The sequence below is a fragment of the Streptomyces sp. NPDC005181 genome (assembly GCF_040608395.1).
In the GTDB taxonomy this organism is placed as follows: Bacteria; Actinomycetota; Actinomycetes; order Streptomycetales; family Streptomycetaceae; genus Streptomyces.
The window spans coordinates 102,769-117,841 of record NZ_JBEXID010000001.1; the positions used below are offsets into that span (position 1 = coordinate 102,769).

Below are 15,073 nucleotides of genomic sequence, written 5' to 3' on the forward strand. Positions count from 1 at the left end.
TGGCAACCCCCAACTGGGCCGATCAGCTACAGGCTGACATGATCCGGCCCGCGCTGAGGCCCCGGGAGGGGCCGATCCGGAGGGAGCGCATGCCATGGAGGGAACACGCGGACGGACCAATCGGGCCTGCTCCTGGCGATCCTGGCCCCGTCCCACGGCAGTCGTGTGCGAGGACGAGGCTCCGCCCTCGTCCTCGCACACTTCAGCCCGTTCGGCGTCCGACGCCCGCTCGGTCCGTCACCGCACGGCGCCCACGATCAGGCCGGCCTCGTCGCCCTCCCCGAACACGTCCACCCGCACGGTGTCCCCGTCCGTGACCTCGCCCGCGAGGATCTCCTTCGCCAGCCGGTCGCCGATCGCGGTCTGGATGAGGCGACGCAGCGGCCGCGCTCCGTACGCCGGGTCGTTGCCCTCCTTCGCCAGCCAGGCCAGCGCGGCCGGGGTGACGTCGAGGGTGAGCCGCCGGTCGGCCAGCCGCTTGGCGAGCCGTTCGACCTGGAGCGCAGCGATGTGCGCGAGCTCGTCGCCGGAGAGGGCGGAGAAGACCACCAGGTCGTCGAGCCGGTTGAGGAACTCCGGCTTGAACGAGGCGCGTACGGCCTCCAGGACCCGCTCCTTCTTCGCCTCCGGCTTCATCAGCGGATCGACCAGGTACTGGCTGCCCAGGTTCGACGTCAGGATCAGGATGGTGTTGCGGAAGTCCACCGTCCGGCCCTGGCCGTCGGTGAGCCGGCCGTCGTCGAGCACCTGGAGCAGGATGTCGAAGACCTCGGGGTGGGCCTTCTCCACCTCGTCCAGCAGGACGACGCTGTACGGGCGGCGGCGGACCGCCTCCGTGAGCTGGCCGCCCTCCTCGTACCCCACATAGCCGGGCGGGGCACCGACCAGCCGGGCGACGCTGTGCTTCTCGCCGTACTCGCTCATGTCGATGCGGACCATGGCCCGCTCGTCGTCGAACAGGAAGTCGGCGAGCGCCTTCGCCAGCTCGGTCTTGCCGACACCGGTCGGGCCCAGGAAGAGGAACGATCCGGTGGGCCGGTCCGGGTCGGCGATACCGGCCCTGGTGCGGCGTACCGCGTCCGACACCGCCTGCACGGCCTCGGTCTGACCGATCAGCCGCCTGCCCAGCTCCCCCTCCATGCGCAGCAGCTTCTGCGTCTCGCCCTCCAGGAGCCGGCCGGCCGGGATGCCGGTCCAGGCGCCGACGACATCGGCGATGTCGTCCGGGCCGACCTCGTCCTTGACGAGGTTGTCTTTGGGCTCCTTGGCTGCAACCTGCTCCGCCTCGTCGGCCTCCGCGAGCTCCCGCTCCAGGCCCGGGATCTCCCCGTACAGCAGCTTGGAGGCGGTGTCGAAGTCGCCGTCGCGCTGGGCGCGCTCGGCCTGTCCGCGCAGGTCGTCGAGGCGCTCCTTCAGCTCACCGACGCGGTTGAGGCTCTGCTTCTCCTTCTCCCAGCGGGCGGTGAGGCCGCGCAGCTCCTCCTCCTTGTCGGCGAGGTCGCGGCGGAGCTTCTCCAGACGCTGGACGGAAGCGGCATCGGTCTCGCTCTTCAGCGCCAGTTCCTCCATCCGGAGGCGGTCGACGGCGCGCTGCAGTTCGTCGATCTCGACGGGCGAGGAGTCGATCTCCATGCGCAGCCGGGACGCCGCCTCGTCGACCAGGTCGATGGCCTTGTCGGGGAGGAAGCGGGAGGTGATGTAGCGGTCGGACAGCGCCGCGGCGGCGACCAGCGCGGAGTCCGCGATCTGCACCTTGTGGTGTGCCTCGTACCGCCCCTTGAGCCCGCGCAGGATCGCGATGGTGTCCTCGACGGACGGTTCGGCGACCAGGACCTGCTGGAAGCGGCGCTCCAGCGCGGCGTCCTTCTCGATGCGCTCGCGGTACTCGTCGAGCGTCGTCGCACCGACCATCCGCAGCTCACCACGGGCCAGCATCGGCTTGAGCATGTTGCCTGCGTCCATGGCGGAGTCCCCGCCGGCCCCGGCGCCCACGACGGTGTGCAGCTCGTCGATGAACGTGATGATCTGCCCGTCGCTCTCCTTGATCTCGGAGAGGACGGACTTCAGCCGCTCCTCGAACTCGCCGCGGTACTTGGCCCCGGCGACCATGGCCCCGAGGTCCAGCGAGACGAGCCGCTTGTTCCTCAGGCTCTCGGGCACATCGCCCTTGACGATGCGCTGCGCGAGCCCTTCGACGACGGCGGTCTTGCCGACGCCGGGCTCGCCGATGAGCACGGGGTTGTTCTTCGTGCGCCGCGACAGCACCTGCACGACGCGCCGGATCTCGTGGTCACGCCCGATGACGGGGTCGAGCTTGCCCTCACGCGCGGCCGCCGTGAAGTCGGTGCCGAACTTCTCCAGGGCCTTGTACTGACCCTCCGGGTCGGGTGTGGTCACTCGGCGCCCTCCCCTGCTCTTCTCGAATGCGTTCAGCAGCTTCTTCGCACTGGCACCCTGCTGGGTGAGGATCTCACCGGCGCGGCCGCCCTCGGCCGCGACGCCGATCAGCAGATGCTCGGTGGAGAGGTAGTCGTCGCCGAGCTCCTTCGCACGCTGTGCGGCGTCGGAGATGACGGCGAGCAGCTCGCGGTTGGGCTGCGGCGGGGCGACGGTCGCCCCGGTGACGCTGGGCAGCGATGCCAGCAGCCGGTCGGTCTGGGTCCGTACGGCGACCTGGTCGGCGTCGACGGCGGCGAGCAGGTCGGTGATGTTCTCGTTGTCCTCGCCCTCCAGCAGAGCGAGCAGCAGATGCCCCGGGGTCAGATCGGCGTGCCCGTCCTTCACGGCCCTGCTGGTGGCCGCGTTGATGGCGTCCCGGCTCTTGTTGGTCAGCTCGGCGTCCACGTGCGCTCTCTCCTCCTTGCGGTGGCTGGTCCGTCCACTTCGTTCACGACAACTGATTCAGCCAACGTCCACAAAGTTGAGTCTATTCCACTCAAGGCGAGAACATGGCGAAAGCCGCCGCCCTCCGGGGTAAACCACCGACAGACCCCGTTCCCGTCCGAGTCAACCGGCCGGACAGTACCTGCGCCACCGCAGGACGCGGCGACTGCCTACCCTTTGTCCATGGCCGAAGACGTACGCAACCCCAGCCCCGAGTACCTCGCCTTCTGGCGCGAGTACCACGTGTGCACCCTGACCACCCTCCGCCCCGACGGCACGCCGCACGTGGTGCCGGTCGGCGTGACGTACGACCCCGAGGCCGGGCTCGCGCGCATCATCACCAACAAGAGCAGCAGAAAGGTCGCCCACGTCCTGGCCGCCGGCCCGGACGGGGCACGGGTGGCGGTCTGCCAGGTGGACCGGGGCCGCTGGGCGACGCTGGAGGGCCGCGCGACGATCCGCACGGAACAGGACGTGGTCGCCGACGCGGTACGCCGCTACGCGGAACGCTACGAGCGGACCCCGGCACCCAACCCGGACCGGGTCGTCATCGAGATCGCCCTCGACCGGGCCCTCGGCCGGGGCGCGCCGGTCCGCACCTGACCCCGGACAGCACAGCGGCGCCACCGTGTTCAGGTCACGATGGCGCCGCTGTGTGGGGGAGTGTCTGAGCGACATGGAACGACGGGGGATCGCTCAGGCACTGCGGGGGGTGGCGGTGATGGTTTCGGGTTCGATCAGCTGATGGTCACGCTGATCGAGGTTGACGAAGATCATTCCGTACCGGATGGCACAACGAACGGGCTGCGGCGCCCCACGGGGGCGACGAAGGCATCGGTAGGCGCGGACCTCTTCGTCGTCCTCCAGGACGACGACGATCGGCTCCCCGAGCAGGGTGACCATCAACGAATCGCCATGGCGGGGAAGTGCCGTGAGCAGATCGATGAAGTGCCACCCTGAGCGGTAGGCAGAGGCCATCTCCCGCCGGAAAACCCGGTCGTCCGGCGGGATGGTCATGCGCCCGCCAGATTCGCCGGGATGCTGTCCCACCCGACATCGGAACCCTGGACGCCGATGGCGGAGCCGGACTGCACGCTGTCCCAGCCGACATCCCCGGGAGACATATTTGCCGCGAGCAGCAGCGCAGCAGCGGCAAAAGCAGTGGCAAGCACTGAGCGAAGCATTCGCTTGTACATAGTCGGCTTCGTCCTCACTTGATGGTTTCCTCTCCCCCGCCTGACAAGACGATGGCTCATTCAGGCACGTCAATGCCACAGGAGCGATGCATCATGTTCCTGCACGTACAGGACCCTGGGGGGTGGAGATTTGCCTACAACCAACACGAAACCGACACATACTCACCCGGTCACGGACCTGTGCACCGAGGGGGCTCGGCTGTACGCCAGCGCACTGAGCGTCGGACGCATCGCTCGCGCCGAGGTGGAACCCGCACCCTGCCTCATCGAGCTCGGGCTGCTGCTGCCCGACCCGGACGACGCCTCGTGGCTCCGCCCGGTTCCGCCCTCCGCCGCCCTGGCGCAGCGGCTCCATCCGCTGGAACGCGAGATCCAGGACCGCCGACGGACGTCCGTGGAACTGGCCGAGGCCTTCGAACCGTTCATGGCCATCAGCGCCCAGAGTCCGGCACCCACGCACGCGATCACTGTGCTGGAAGGCATCGACCGGATCAACGGAGCACTCGATCTGGCCATCGCCGAGAGCCGCACGGAGGTACTGACCATCCAGCCCGGTGGCGGACGCAGCGAGGATGTCCTCAGCGAGGCCCTGACCCGCAGCAAACCCCTGATAGACCGTGGCATCAGCGTCCGCACCCTCTACCAGCACACGGTCAGGCACAGCCAGCGCACGTTCGCCTACGTGGAACTGATGGCCGGCGCCAAACTGCAGATACGCACACTCGAGGAGCTCATCGAGCGTCTCATCATCTGCGACGAGACCGTCGCCTTCATTCCAGCCAGGGACGACCGCCGTATCGCCCTCGAGCTACGGCATCCCGGTCTGGTCGCGTACCTGACGAAGGTCTTCGAACAACTCTGGCGCCGGGCGCTTCCATTGAACGAAGCAGCCCCGTACAACCCGGCCCCCGACGGCATCACGGGCGTCCAGCGTTCCATTGCGACCCTGCTGGTCGAGGGGTACGTCGACGAGGCGATAGCCCGCCGCCTCGGCATGAACGTCCGCACCTGCCGTGCGCATGTCGCCAAGCTGTCCTCCACTCTCGGCAGCAGCAGCCGAGCCCAACTCGGCTATTTGATAGCTCGGTCAGGAATCCTGGAACAGGGTTCCTGACCGTTCGCAGCCACACCGTCCCGGCCGCCGGCCGGCTGCGTGGTCACGCAACGGGGGAGAGCATGGTGGGGTCGGACCCATCTGGGCGCGCTCATCATCCAGTCGGGCATCGTCGGTCCGGACGGTGCCGCTGCCCGCCCCGACGCGGAAGGCCCGCCACCCGTTTCCGGGTGACGGGCCTCGGCCGTCCGTGCGCCGTAACCGCGCCTACTCCTTCGGCCTCTTCGGCCGCCAGACCACCAACGCACTGGTCTGCTGCACATCCTGATACGGCACCAGATCGCGCCGGTACGACGCATGCACCTGCGCCTCGCGCTGCTGCATCGCCGCCGCCGCGCCGTCCACCGCCGCCGAGAGTTCGGCGACGCGCTGCTGGAGCGCGGCCACCTGGTTCTCCAGTTCGATGATGCGCTTGATGCCCGCCAGGTTGATGCCCTCGTCCTGCGACAGTTGCTGCACGGTGCGCAGCAACTCGATGTCGCGGGCCGAGTAGCGCCGGCCACGGCCTGCCGTGCGGTCCGGGGAGACCAGGCCGAGGCGGTCGTACTGGCGCAGTGTCTGCGGATGCAGGCCCGAGAGCTGGGCCGCGATCGAGATCACGTACACCGGCGAGTCATCGGTCAGTTGATACGGATTACGTCGTCGGCCGTCCACATCATGCTCCCTTCGCGGCCTGGAACAGCTCCGCCCGCGGGTCCTCCCCCGCGGTCGCCTTCCGGTAGGCCTCCAGCGCGTCCTGCGCCTCGGGGCCCAGCTCCTTCGGCACGGCCACCTCGACGGTGACCAGCAGGTCGCCCCGGGTGCCGTCCTTACGCACCGCACCCTTGCCCCGGGCGCGCATCGTACGCCCGTTGGGGGTACCGGCAGGGAGTTTCAGGGTGACCGGGGGCCCGCCGAGCGTGGGGACCTTCACCTCGCCACCGAGCGCCGCCTCCACGAAGGTGACGGGCACGGTGACCGTGAGGTTGTCGTCCCTGCGGCCGAAGACCGGGTGGGCGTCGACATGGACGACGACGTACAGATCGCCGGCCGGTCCGCCGCGCTCGCCCGGAGCGCCCTTGCCGCGCAGCCGGATCCGCTGGCCGTCGGAGACGCCCGCCGGGATCCTGACCTGCATGGTGCGCGACGAACGCGCCCGCCCGCTGCCCTTGCAGACATCGCACGGGTCCTGGGCGATGAGGCCCCGGCCCTTGCAGTCCACGCAGGGATCGGTGAGCGAGAACCCGCCGCCGCTGCCGCGCGACACCTGGCCGGTGCCGACACAGGTCGGGCAGACCCTCGGGGTGCCGTTCTTGTCGCCGGTGCCCGAACACGCCTTGCAGGGTGCCTGGCTGGACATCCGCAGCGGGACCGTGGCCCCGTCGACCGCCTCGGTGAAGCTGAGCGTCACCTCGGACTCGATGTCCTGACCGCGGCGCGGCTGCACGCGTGTCCCCGCACCGCCGCCCCGGTTGAACAGGCCGCCGAAGACATCGCCGAGACCGCCGCCGCCGAAACCACCGGGGCCGCCGGCTCCGCCGCCCTGGGTGCCTCCGAAGAGGTCGCCCAGGTCGAAGTTGAAGTTGCCTCCCGCACCACCGGGACCGGCCCGGAAGCCGCCGTTGCCGAAGAGTGCTCGCGCCTCGTCGTACTCCTTGCGCTTCTTGGAGTCGCCGAGGATGTCATTGGCCTCGGAGATCTCCTTGAAGCGCTCCTCCGCCTTGTCGTCACCCTTGTTGGCATCCGGGTGGAACTCGCGGGCGAGCTTGCGGTACGCCTTCTTGATCTCGGCGTCGGTGGCGTCCTTGGGGACGCCGAGGACCTTGTAATAGTCCTTCTCGACGAAGTCCTTCGTGCTCATCGACGTCCCTCCTTCCGGACGATCGGCCGGGCGACCGGCCCGAGGGCCGGTCGCCGGGGCAGACGGTGGGCCCCGCGGTGGTCGGACGAAATGTCAGACCTCCTCGGTGCCACCGCTCTCCTCGTCGTCTGTCTTCTCTTCCTTCGCCGCCGCGGGGGCCGCCCCCGGCTGGGGCTCGGCCACCGCCACCCGCGCGGGGCGGATGGTGCGCTCGCCGATGCGATACCCCGGCTGGAGGATCGCCACGCAGGTCGTCTCCGTGACATCCGGCGCGTACGAGTGCATCAGCGCTTCGTGGATCGTCGGGTCGAAGGGCTCGCCCTCCTTGCCGAACTGCTGCAGGCCCAGCTTGGCGACGACCGTCTCGAGCGATTCGGCCACCGACTTGAACCCGCCCACGAGCTCGCCATGCTCCCTGGCGCGACCGACGTCGTCGAGCACGGGCAGGAGCTCGGACAGGAGACCCGCAACAGCGATCTCCTTGACCGTTACCCGGTCCCGCTCGACGCGGCGGCGGTAGTTCTGGTACTCGGCCTGGAGCCGCTGGAGGTCGCCCGTGCGCTCGGCGAGCGCGGTGCGGACCTGGTCCAGCTGGGCGGTGAGGCCGGCTGTCTGTACTGCGTCCCCGGCCGGGGACGCCCCCTCCTCCGAAGAGGGGGCGACGTCCTTCGGCTCAGCTCCGTCAGGGGTGGCGCCGGAGGGGACGTCAGGCTTCTCCTCGAAGCCCGGAGTCTCCTCGGTCACACCGCACCGCCCTTGGCGTCCCGCTCGTCGTCCACGATCTCGGCGTCGACGACGTCGTCCGCGCCGTCGGCGTGCGCCTGGCCGGGCTGCGCGTCACCCTGCGGGCCGCCCTCGGCCTGTGCGTTGGCGTACATCGCCTGGCCCAGCTTCTGCGAGACGGCCGCGACCTTCTCGGTGGCGGTACGGATCTCGGCGGTGTCCTCGCCCTTGAGCTTCTCCTTCAGCTCGGTGAGCGCGGCCTCCACCTCCGTCTTCACGTCACCGGGAACCTTGTCCTCGTTGTCCTTGAGGAACTTCTCCGTCTGGTAGACGAGCTGCTCGCCCTGGTTGCGGGACTCGGCGGCCTCGCGACGGCGGTGGTCCTCCTCCGCGTACTGCTCGGCCTCCTCACGCATCCGGTTGACCTCGTCCTTCGGCAGCGAGGAGCCACCGGTGACGGTCATCTTCTGCTCCTTGCCGGTGCCGAGGTCCTTGGCAGCGACGTGCATGATGCCGTTGGCGTCGATGTCGAACGCGACCTCGATCTGCGGGACACCACGCGGGGCCGGCGGCAGACCGGTCAGCTCGAACATGCCGAGCTTCTTGTTGTACGCCGCGATCTCGCGCTCGCCCTGGTAGACCTGGATCTGCACCGACGGCTGGTTGTCCTCGGCCGTCGTGAAGATCTCGGACCGCTTGGTCGGGATCGTTGTGTTGCGCTCGATGAGCTTCGTCATGATGCCGCCCTTGGTCTCGATACCGAGGGACAGCGGCGTGACGTCGAGGAGCAGGACGTCCTTGACCTCACCCTTGAGGACACCGGCCTGGAGCGAGGCACCGATGGCGACGACCTCGTCCGGGTTCACACCCTTGTTGGCGTCCTGGCCACCGGTCAGCTCCTTGACAAGCTCGGCGACGGCCGGCATACGGGTCGAGCCACCGACGAGAACGACGTGGTCGATCTCGGAGAGCTGGATGCCCGCGTCCTTGATGACGTTGTGGAACGGGTTCTTGCAGCGCTCCAGGAGGTCCGCGGTGAGCTGCTGGAACTGGGCGCGCGTGAGCTTCTCGTCCAGGTGCAGCGGGCCCTCGGCGGATGCCGTGATGTACGGCAGGTTGATCGTGGTCTCCGTCGAGGAGGACAGCTCGATCTTCGCCTTCTCCGCGGCTTCGCGCAGACGCTGGAGAGCCATCTTGTCCTTGGACAGGTCCACACCGTGACCGTTGGCGAACTGCTTCACCAGGTAGTCGACGACGCGCTGGTCCCAGTCGTCACCACCGAGGTGGTTGTCACCGTTGGTGGCCTTCACCTCGACGACGCCGTCGCCGATCTCCAGGAGCGACACGTCGAAGGTGCCGCCACCGAGGTCGAAGACGAGGATCGTCTGGTCGTCCTTGTCGAGCCCGTACGCCAGCGCGGCGGCGGTCGGCTCGTTGACGATACGCAGGACGTTCAGGCCCGCGATCTCGCCGGCCTCCTTCGTCGCCTGACGCTCGGAGTCATTGAAGTACGCCGGGACGGTGATCACCGCGTCGGTGACCTTCTCGCCCAGGTACGCCTCCGCGTCGCGCTTCAGCTTCTGCAGGATGAAGGCGCTCATCTGCTGCGGGTTGAAGCTCTTGCCGTCGAGGTCGATCTTCCAGTCGGTGCCCATGTGGCGCTTGACCGACCGGATGGTCCTGTCGACGTTGGTCACCGCCTGACGCTTGGCGACCTCGCCGACCAGCACCTCGCCGTTCTTCGCGAAGGCGACGACGGACGGCGTGGTCCTGGCGCCTTCGGCGTTGGTGATGACGGTGGGCTCGCCGCCTTCGAGAACGCTGACGACGGAGTTAGTCGTGCCCAGGTCGATGCCGACCGCACGTGCCATTTCAATTCCTCCAACTGACTACTTGAGTGGATCTGACTCAAGGATGCATGACACCCGCCTCAGAGTCAACAGACCTGAGTCGATGCGACTCAACTATCGTGCACACACCACACGCGACCTGCGGTTTGTCCGAGATGCGGGGGGTGCATTTCCGGGCACACACCCGGTGATCCCTACCGCCGATCGAGGGTGACACCTGCCGACCCGGCGGCCCACACGCCCCGCTCCATCATCGCCGCGTGGGATCGTTCTGTCACAAAATGCCGTGAGATGCACAAAACCGGCACCGACCCGTCCAACCCGGCAGGTGTGAACGATGCAGACGCAGATGACGGCGAAGCGCGCGCTGGATCTGGCCCTCGGCTCGGTCCTGCTCGTCCTGGCCGCCCCCCTGCTCGCCGCAGGAGCCGTCGCGCTCGCCGCACGGCGGCCCCCCGGCGGCGCACTGACCCGCTCCGTGCGGATCGGCCTGGCCGGCCGGCCCTTCGTCCTGCGCACCCTGCGCACCCGCCGGCTGCGCCTCGACCTGCTCTCCCGGCTGCCCCATGTCGTACGGGGAGAGCTCTCCCTCGTCGGACCGGAACCGCTCACTCCGGACGCCGAGCGGACCGGTACCGCCGACGGAACGACCGGCGCTACCGGGGACGGGACCGGCGCGCGACACTGGCGACAGGAACTGAGACCCGGCCTGACCGGCCTGGCCCAGGTCCGCTCCCGCTCCGGAATGCCGTGGGACGAACCGGCCCTGCTCGACCAGCACTACGCCGAGCATCACTGGCTGGGGCTCGACCTGGCGATCCTGGCGGCGGCCGTACATATCCCGCTGCGCGCCACGGTCCGCGGGCTCACCCACCACGGCAAGGCACACCTGAGCGACACAGATCACCGACTGCGCGGCTACAGCGCGGCGGAATAAGTGGATAGTGTCAGCACAGACTGATTAAGTTACTGCTTAGTAATCGCTGGTACTCCGGCACGTCCCGCACATGCTGGATCCCACCCTCGCAGGCCCGAGGAGCCCCCAAATGCAACTCGCCGCGATCATCGTGTCGCTGGTGCTGACTGTGGTCGGCGTTGCGCTCATCGCCCGAGCCGTCGCGCAGATCTACCGGTTCGTCAGACTCGGACAGCCGGTCCCGGCAGGCAGCCGCACCGACAACCCGAAGCAGCGCACGATCACCCTGGTCAAGGAGTTCCTCGGCCACACCCGGATGAACCGGTGGGGGATCGTCGGCTTCGCGCACTGGTTCGTTGCCATCGGCTTCCTGACGCTGCCGCCGACGCTGCTCCAGGCGTACGGACAGCTCTTCCAGGCCGACTGGGTGCTGCCGGTCGTCGGCGGCTGGCTGCCGTTCGAGATGTACATCGAGTTCATCGGCATCATGACCGTGCTCGGTATCGTCACGCTGATGGCCATCCGGCTGCTGAACCTGCCCTCGCGGGCCGGCCGCAAGTCGCGCTTCGCCGGCTCGATCGCCTGGCAGGCGTACTTCGTCGAGTACGTCATCCTCGTCATCGGCCTGGCGATCCTGACCCTGCGCGGTCTCGAGGGCGCGATCCACCACGTCGAGGGCTACGACGCCTCGTACTTCGTCTCGTACCCCCTGGTGCTCGCCTTCAAGGGCCTCGCCCTCGGCTCGCTGCAGAACCTGATCTACTTCACCGCGATGATCAAGATCGGCACCTCGCTGATCTGGATGATCACGGTCTCGCTCAACACCAACATGGGTGTCGCCTGGCACCGCTTCCTCGGCTTCCCGAACATCTGGTTCAAGCGGAACGCGGACGGCGCGGACGCGCTCGGCGCGCTGCAGCCGATGACGTCCGGCGGCAAGGAGATCGACTTCGAGGATCCGGGCGAGGACGACGTCTTCGGTGTCTCCCAGGTCGAGCAGTTCTCCTGGAAGGGCATCCTCGACTTCTCCACGTGCACGGAGTGCGGTCGCTGCCAGTCGCAGTGCCCCGCCTGGAACACCGGCAAGCCGCTCTCCCCGAAGCTCCTGATCATGTCGCTGCGCGATCACGCGCACGCCAAGGCCCCGTACCTGCTCGCCGGTGGCGGCAAGGACATGGAGGGCAACGAGAAGGCGACCGAGGAGCAGCTGAAGGACGTCCCCGCGGCGGCCCTCGCCGAGGCCGAGCGCCCCCTCATCGGCACGGTCGAGGAGAACGGCGTCATCGACCCGGACGTGCTCTGGTCCTGCACCACCTGCGGTGCGTGCGTGGAGCAGTGCCCGGTCGACATCGAGCACATCGACCACATCGTCGACATGCGCCGCTACCAGGTGATGATCGAGTCCGCGTTCCCGTCCGAGGCGGGCACGATGCTCAAGAACCTGGAGAAGAAGGGCAACCCCTGGGGGCTCGCCAAGAAGCAGCGCGTCGAGTGGACCAAGGAGGTCGACTTCGAGGTCCCGATCGTCGGCAAGGACGTCGAGGACCTGTCGGAGATCGACTACCTCTACTGGGTCGGCTGCGCGGGCGCCCTGGAGGACCGGGCGAAGAAGACCACCAAGGCCTTCGCGGAGCTCCTCCACATCGCGGGTGTCAAGTTCGCGATCATGGGCGGCGACGAGAAGTGCACGGGTGACTCGGCCCGCCGTCTGGGCAACGAGCCGCTGTTCCAGCAGCTCGGCCAGGAGAACGTCGCGATGCTGAACATGGCGTTCGGCGAGGACGACGAGGACGAGACGACGAAGAAGCCGAAGTCGTCGAAGAAGATCGTCGCGACCTGCCCGCACTGCTTCAACACCATCGCGAACGAGTACCCGCAGCTCGGCGGCGAGTACGAGGTCATCCACCACACGCAGCTGCTCCAGCACCTCGTCGACGAGGGCAAGCTGATCCCGGTGACCCCGGTCGAGGGCCTGATCACGTACCACGACCCGTGCTACCTGGGCCGGCACAACAAGATCTACACGCCGCCGCGCGAGATCATCGCGAAGGTGCCGGGTCTGCGGAACGAGGAGATGCACCGCCACAAGGAGCGCGGCTTCTGCTGCGGCGCCGGCGGTGCCCGGATGTGGATGGAGGAGCGGATCGGCAAGCGCATCAACAACGAGCGCGTCGACGAAGCCCTCTCCCTCAACCCGGACATCGTCTCCACCGCCTGCCCGTTCTGCCTGGTCATGCTGACCGACTCGGTCAACGGCAAGAAGAACGACGGCAAGGCGAAGGAGTCGATCCAGGTGGTCGACGTCTCGCAGCTGCTGCTGGACTCGGTGAAGACCCCGGCGGACCCGGCGGGCGAGCCGGAGTCCGCGAGTGCGCCGGAGCCGGAGCCGGTGAAGTAGCTTTCGGCCGCAGGAGGGGCTGTTGGGGAACTCCCCATCAGCCCCTCCTGCCGTATCCGGCCCCTGCGCCGATCCCAGGTCCTCCGGCGTTGAGGAGCGGGGTCCGGGGCGGAGCACCATGCCCCGGACCTGGGTCACGTGAACCAGGCAAACCCCTGCCTCTGCCCCTCCTCCGCCCCACCGGCATCATGGCGAATTGCAGTCGAGGCACGGGCGGGGTCACAGCTGATGGTGCACATGGCTGTACACCCGGGCGCCGAGGGTGGCGGCTTCGTCGCCAAGAAGCCTCGCGTCAGCTTCTTCACGGAGGAGTTCACCGCCTGATGCGTCCGTTCCGCCCACTGGCGGCGCCCCGCCGCCCGCTGTCCGCGTCCTTCCGCCCGCGTACGTTCCTGGCGGCGGCTGCCGCCCTGTCCGGCGCCGCCCTCCTCTCCGGCTGCACCGCCGACCCGGGCCCGCCGGCCTGGTCGAAACCCGACGCCGGGAAGCGCTCCGCGCACCCGGACTCCGGGGACTTCAACGGCGACGGGTACGACGACTACACGACCGTCGTGAGCTCGACCTCCCAGGACAAGAAGCGCTTCAAGTCGACCCTGGTCGTGGTCTACGGGTCCCGGGACGGTCTGCGCACCGACTGGTCGGACCGCTTCCCGGCCGACCGCAAGGACTGGCACTACGAGGGCCCGCTCCTGCGCGCCGACCTGAACGGCGACGGCTTCACCGACCTGGCCGGCACCCGGGCCATCGCGGAGCAGCGCTACGGCTTCGTGATGTACGGCGGCGCGCGCGGCCTCGAACCGCCACGACGGGTCGGCGGGCCCGAGCCGTTCCACCCCCTCGCCGCCGCCGATTTCGACGGGGACGGCCACACCGATCTGCTCGACGGCGGCCACGGCGGGAGAGGCGACCCCAACTACGGTAAGCCGGGCGGCAGCGGACGCATCCTGTACGGCCCGTTCGACCACGACGGCGGCCACCGGCGCTCGGTGGAGGTGGACCTCTCCCAGGAGGGCTACGCGACGCCGTACTCGGCGACGACGGGTGACTTCGACGCGGACGGCCGCGCGGAAGCGGTGCTCACGTACCAGTTCGACTCCGAGGAGGACGAGAGCGCGCCCGACGGCCTCACCTCGGTGGCGTACTACGAAGGCGGCGCGGAGAAGGACGGACCGCAGGGCGCCTTCGTACGCGACCGCGGGCCCGAGGCGGCGCTCGGCCGGGCCATCTCCACCTTCGACGGCCCCGCCACCCCGGGCGCCGGGGACGCCGACGGGGACGGCGTTCCCGACCTGCTCCTGCCGACACCCGGCGCCCGGGGCGGCGTCACCGTCCGCTACGGCGCCACGTCCGGCCTGGGGACGGGTCGTTCGGACACGCCGCTCGGCACCGGGCGCCGCGAGGACTTCGGTGGCGGGCCCGTCGTCGGCGAGGTGAACGGCGACGGCAAACCCGACGTCCTCGTCGACACCCCCGGCTTCCGCCGCCACGACGGAAAGATCACGCTGTTGCCGGGCGGCGCGTCCGGTGTGCCGTCCGCCGACGGCGAGCAGTCGGTCGACGCGGAGAGCGACGGACTGCCCGGCAGCCCGAACCCGCACTACTGGAACTACTTCGTCCACTCGGGTCCGCTGCTCGACGTCAACGGCGACGGACACGATGACGTGATCGTGTTCGGGGAGCTCTACAACAAGCGCAAGGGCCAGTACATCGTGCTGCGCGGCACGGCCGACGGCCTCGATCCGCACCGGTCGCAAGGGTTCACACCGCACGACATCGGCATACAACTCCGGATCGAATAGCCGCGCCTGGCTCGACGCTGCGCGGACGTGGCGGCGGGAGCGCCCGGAGCGAACGCGAAGTCGGGGGGATCCGGTACCGCGAGGCCGACGAGGAGCCGCCGTGCCCGGGCGCGGTCCCGGTGACGCCGGGGGCTTTGGTGCGGTTTCGTACAGGGCTGTGCTCGGCCGGCAGCGGGAGCCTCCGGGGAGGGCCTGCGCCTCCTCCCTCCCGCCTCCACCTCCCGCCCCAGAAATAGTTGCGCCCTCCATACAACCCTCCGGCCCCACCGCGAGTCTCCTGTTCGCCAACCGCAGGGCTACACCTGGGACAACTCCCGGCAAACGCTCGCGGAACGCACCCCATTGACTGCGGAT

At 68.9% G+C, this 15,073-nt stretch carries 12 protein-coding genes; 5 read left to right on the top strand and 7 right to left on the bottom strand.

The genetic code is table 11. The features are described from left to right. Positions 1-237: 237 nt before the first annotated feature. On the bottom strand, positions 238-2,844 hold the full coding sequence (clpB, locus tag ABZV38_RS00495) for an ATP-dependent chaperone ClpB (RefSeq protein ID WP_356322993.1): 2,607 nt from the start codon (positions 2,842-2,844) through the stop codon (positions 238-240). A 222-nt stretch (positions 2,845-3,066) separates the two neighbouring features. Between clpB and ABZV38_RS00500 the strand changes: the two genes are divergently transcribed. Beyond that, positions 3,067-3,486, top strand: a complete 420-nt coding sequence (locus ABZV38_RS00500) for a TIGR03618 family F420-dependent PPOX class oxidoreductase (protein ID WP_356322995.1) — start codon at positions 3,067-3,069, stop codon at positions 3,484-3,486. Between the two features lie 93 nt (positions 3,487-3,579). On the opposite strand, the gene ABZV38_RS00505 is transcribed toward ABZV38_RS00500, so the two are convergent. Continuing rightward, positions 3,580-3,900 (bottom strand): hypothetical protein, encoded by a 321-nt coding sequence (locus ABZV38_RS00505; RefSeq protein ID WP_030929305.1) that lies wholly within the window; start codon positions 3,898-3,900, stop codon positions 3,580-3,582. Beyond that, the gene (locus ABZV38_RS00510; RefSeq protein WP_356322997.1) at positions 3,897-4,055 is read right to left on the bottom strand and encodes a hypothetical protein; all 159 of its coding nucleotides are present in this window, start codon (positions 4,053-4,055) and stop codon (positions 3,897-3,899) included. The genes ABZV38_RS00505 and ABZV38_RS00510 overlap by 4 nt, the downstream gene beginning before the upstream one ends. A 154-nt stretch (positions 4,056-4,209) precedes the next feature. Here ABZV38_RS00510 and ABZV38_RS00515 point away from each other — a divergent pair, with 154 nt between their 5' ends. Further along, positions 4,210-5,193 (top strand): helix-turn-helix transcriptional regulator, encoded by a 984-nt coding sequence (locus ABZV38_RS00515; protein WP_356322999.1) that lies wholly within the window; start codon positions 4,210-4,212, stop codon positions 5,191-5,193. Positions 5,194-5,400: 207 nt separating this feature from the next. On the opposite strand, the gene ABZV38_RS00520 is transcribed toward ABZV38_RS00515, so the two are convergent. The 4 genes from ABZV38_RS00520 to dnaK all read right to left on the bottom strand — a co-directional run bounded on the left by ABZV38_RS00520 (position 5,401) and on the right by dnaK (position 9,627). Then, the gene (locus ABZV38_RS00520) at positions 5,401-5,847 is read right to left on the bottom strand and encodes a helix-turn-helix domain-containing protein (RefSeq protein WP_030929299.1); all 447 of its coding nucleotides are present in this window, start codon (positions 5,845-5,847) and stop codon (positions 5,401-5,403) included. Position 5,848: 1 nt separating this feature from the next. After that, entirely contained in the window at positions 5,849-7,033 is a 1,185-nt protein-coding gene (gene dnaJ, locus ABZV38_RS00525; RefSeq protein WP_267003701.1) for a molecular chaperone DnaJ, read from the bottom strand. A gap of 93 nt (positions 7,034-7,126) precedes the next feature. Beyond that, positions 7,127-7,777: a nucleotide exchange factor GrpE gene (grpE, locus tag ABZV38_RS00530; RefSeq protein WP_356323001.1), complete on the bottom strand. Its 651-nt coding sequence runs from the start codon at positions 7,775-7,777 to the stop codon at positions 7,127-7,129. Next, entirely contained in the window at positions 7,774-9,627 is a 1,854-nt protein-coding gene (gene dnaK, locus ABZV38_RS00535) for a molecular chaperone DnaK (RefSeq protein WP_356323003.1), read from the bottom strand. The genes grpE and dnaK overlap by 4 nt, the downstream gene beginning before the upstream one ends. Positions 9,628-9,943: 316 nt before the next feature. Between dnaK and ABZV38_RS00540 the strand changes: the two genes are divergently transcribed. The 3 genes from ABZV38_RS00540 to ABZV38_RS00550 all read left to right on the top strand — a co-directional run bounded on the left by ABZV38_RS00540 (position 9,944) and on the right by ABZV38_RS00550 (position 14,719). Continuing rightward, positions 9,944-10,543 (top strand): sugar transferase, encoded by a 600-nt coding sequence (locus ABZV38_RS00540; RefSeq protein ID WP_356323005.1) that lies wholly within the window; start codon positions 9,944-9,946, stop codon positions 10,541-10,543. 109 nt (positions 10,544-10,652) lie between these two features. After that, positions 10,653-12,920, top strand: coding sequence for a (Fe-S)-binding protein (locus ABZV38_RS00545; RefSeq protein WP_356323007.1), 2,268 nt, complete (start codon positions 10,653-10,655; stop codon positions 12,918-12,920). A 323-nt stretch (positions 12,921-13,243) separates the two neighbouring features. After that, on the top strand, positions 13,244-14,719 hold the full coding sequence (locus tag ABZV38_RS00550) for a VCBS repeat-containing protein (protein WP_356323009.1): 1,476 nt from the start codon (positions 13,244-13,246) through the stop codon (positions 14,717-14,719). Positions 14,720-15,073: the final 354 nt, after the last annotated feature.